This is a genomic window from Roseibium sp. RKSG952 (assembly GCF_009711355.1).
The window spans coordinates 1-2,884 of the sequence record NZ_SMMF01000635.1 but is presented as its reverse complement, the minus strand read 5'-3'; the positions used below and the strand labels follow the sequence as shown (position 1 = coordinate 2,884).

Genomic DNA, 2,884 nt, shown 5'->3' with positions numbered 1-2,884 from the left:
TAGTGCTGTCATCCCTCCGAAAGCAAACCGTAAGACCAAGCGTGGTTACGATAAACACATTTACAAAGGCGCCACCTGATCGAGAATTTCTTCGCCAAGATCAAGGAATTCCGAGCCATAGCAACCCGATACGAAGAAACCAAAAGTAGCTAAGCCGCCAATTGGCATCTTACAGCAACTCTAATCTCTGCACGCTGAATGTCCACAGGCCCTAGTTCATAGTTGATTGTGGCATTGGTTACGATGAATTAATGAACATGTAATCGTAAAAATATTATTGATATTATTAACTAGTATTCAGTAGCCGGTATGTTGTGCGTTCCAAGTCGCAACCTAAAGGCCGACACCCAGTTAAGGAGTGCGTCGTGCTTAAAGTGTCAGAAGACCAGACCCTTCGAAGACCAGTCATTTACGAGAGTCTTCTGGATCTTGTCGGGAATACCCCATTGGTACGCCTGAACAGATTATGCCACGATCTGAATTTTCCTGTCCTTGCAAAGCTTGAAATGTTCAACCCGATGTCAAGCGTTAAGGACCGGGTTGCTCGGGAGATGATTGATACCGCCGAACGGCAAGGGCTGCTTGTTCCAGGAAAGTCAACTGTTGTTGAGGCGACCTCCGGCAATACCGGTATCGGGCTCGCGATGGTGGCTAAGATTAGAGGTTATCACTGTGTCATCATCATGCCGGATCACGTGAGCGTTGAACGCAGGGAGTTGATGGGCGCCCTCGGTGCGGAGGTTATTCTGACCCGGGCCGAAGACGGGTTTCAGGCCACCATCGACACAGCTGAAGGGGTTCTCAGACAACGGCCAAACGCATGGATGGCACGGCAGTTTGAAAATCCGGCAAACCCGGGCGCGCATTACCAGACAACCGGGCAGGAAATTCTTAGGGATACAGCAGGCCAGGTCGATGTTCTGGTTTGCGGTCTCGGCACGGGTGGCACTCTATCGGGAACCGGGCGGGCCCTGAAGGATTTTAATCCGGACATTCAGGTTATTGCGGTCGAACCGGAAAACTGTGCCCTGTTGTCTGGAGGGGATCCTGGACGGCACAAATTACAAGGCCTTAATGCCGGTTTCATTGCCGATACCACGGACCGCTCAATCATCGATGATGTTATCACGGTCAGCGATGAAGCAGCGTTCGAAGCTTGCCGCCAAGCTGTCGCTCGTGAAGGCCTATTCGTCGGCCCCTCCGCCGGCGCTGCCCTTTGTGGCGCTCTCGAATATGCAAATCGCGCGGAAAACTCAAACCGTCAGATCGTAACTGTACTTCCGGACAGTGGAGAGCGCTACCTCTCGACTCCGTACTGGTAATATCAATCAAGTATAGACGGTCAAACCAAAATCCTTTTCGATTCTCAATCAAGCAAAACCACTGAAGAAAAAATAACTCAAAGAAAAGGTCTCAGTATGAAAACCGGAATAGACGCACTGAATTTTTATACTCCGGGTCAGTATTATAGTGCAGCCGCATTGGCGATCCGGCACGGTGTGGATCCGGACAAGTATCTTCACGGGATTGGCCAAGAGAAGATCGGCGTGCCAGCTCCTGATGAGGACATTGTTACGATGGCGGCGGAAGCGGCGGCCCCGTTGTTGACACAGAACGTCCGTAAAAAATTGCATACAGTAATATTTGCAACTGAAAGCTCTGTAGATCAATCCAAATCCGCCGGAGCCTTCCTCCATGGTCTGTTGAATCTGCCAAGCAATTGCCGGGTAATCGAAGCCAAACAGGCTTGCTATGCGGCAACTGCCGGAATTTTGATGGGGTGCGATCTTGTCAGGTCGCGGCCGGACAAGGCAGTTCTCGTGATCGCGTCCGATATTGCGCGATACGAGCAGGACAGCAACGCGGAATGCACCCAGGGCGCCGGCGCCGCCGCCATCGTGATTACCGCCAACCCGCGCCTCGTGGCACTGGACTCCTTCACCGGCATGTTCACCCGGGACGTGATGGACTTCTGGCGGCCCAATAACAGAAAGACGGCATGTGTTGACGGTCAACTGTCCATCGACATTTACATGGAAGCTATCAATCTCGCCTTCGCAGACTATGAGAGTAATGGCGGACGATCGATGTCCAATATGGATCGGCTGGTCTTACACACACCCTTTACCAAAATGGCGAAAAAGGCCGTCACAGCCCTTCAGGAAAGCTACCCTGAAGCGCTGCACTTTGATGAGGACACCTACAAGCATAGTCTGAGCTACGGCCGAAACCTTGGCAATACCTACACGGCCTCGATGTATATCGCCCTGTGTTCCCTGCTCGAAACCGACCCTGCCGATCTCCACGGCAAGACAATCGGATTCTTTTCTTATGGTTCCGGAGCTGTCAGCGAGTTTTTTTCCGGTGTTGTTCAGAAAGGCTACCGGGATCACCTTCAGGCCGAACAGCATGCAGGCATGCTTGATGCCCGCCGGGAACTTATACACCCGGAATACGTCGATTGGTTTTACAACGCAGAGTCATTGTCCGGACAGGACTGTCTACTCGAACAAAAAACATGCGGGAAGTTTCGTCTGAAAGGTATTGAAGAAAGCCGTCGCCTGTACGCCTCATGCGAGGCTGCCGCCATGATTGCGGCATAATTGAACGGATCCGGGCCGGGTGAAGTCCGTCCGCGCACTGATCCAAACGACCCGATTTTTAGAGTGTGAAGCAGCTTCGGTTCTCATGAAGAACCGTCGGAAGAGGAATATTATCTCATGTGTGGATTTCTAGGAGCTGTCTCGCGTGGAAGGCAGAAAATTGACCGAGATCAGATCGTTTCCGGCCTTACGGCAATTCATCATCGCGGCCCCGATGAAAGAGGTGTGTGGACCTCGGAAAACGGAAGGGTTGCCTTGGTGAAGGTTTTTCGATGCGGGCC

The 2,884-nt window shown here is 52.0% G+C and carries 2 protein-coding genes and 1 pseudogene; all 3 read left to right on the top strand.

From position 1 onward, the window contains the following. A pseudogene (locus tag E1297_RS50170) lies at positions 1 to 153 on the top strand (IS5/IS1182 family transposase); the annotation flags it as partial. Between the two features lie 212 nt (positions 154 to 365). Continuing rightward, the gene (cysK, locus tag E1297_RS03120) at positions 366 to 1,322 is read left to right on the top strand and encodes a cysteine synthase A (protein WP_209015617.1); all 957 of its coding nucleotides are present in this window, start codon (positions 366 to 368) and stop codon (positions 1,320 to 1,322) included. A gap of 96 nt (positions 1,323 to 1,418) precedes the next feature. Beyond that, on the top strand, positions 1,419 to 2,603 hold the full coding sequence (locus E1297_RS03115; RefSeq protein WP_155133774.1) for a hydroxymethylglutaryl-CoA synthase: 1,185 nt from the start codon (positions 1,419 to 1,421) through the stop codon (positions 2,601 to 2,603). Positions 2,604 to 2,884 lie beyond the last annotated feature (281 nt).

Coding starts and splice junctions, on each gene's coding strand:
- E1297_RS03115 (WP_155133774.1), top strand. CDS start 1,419: ATGAAAACCGGAATAGACGCACTGAATTTTTATACTCCGGGTCAGTAT.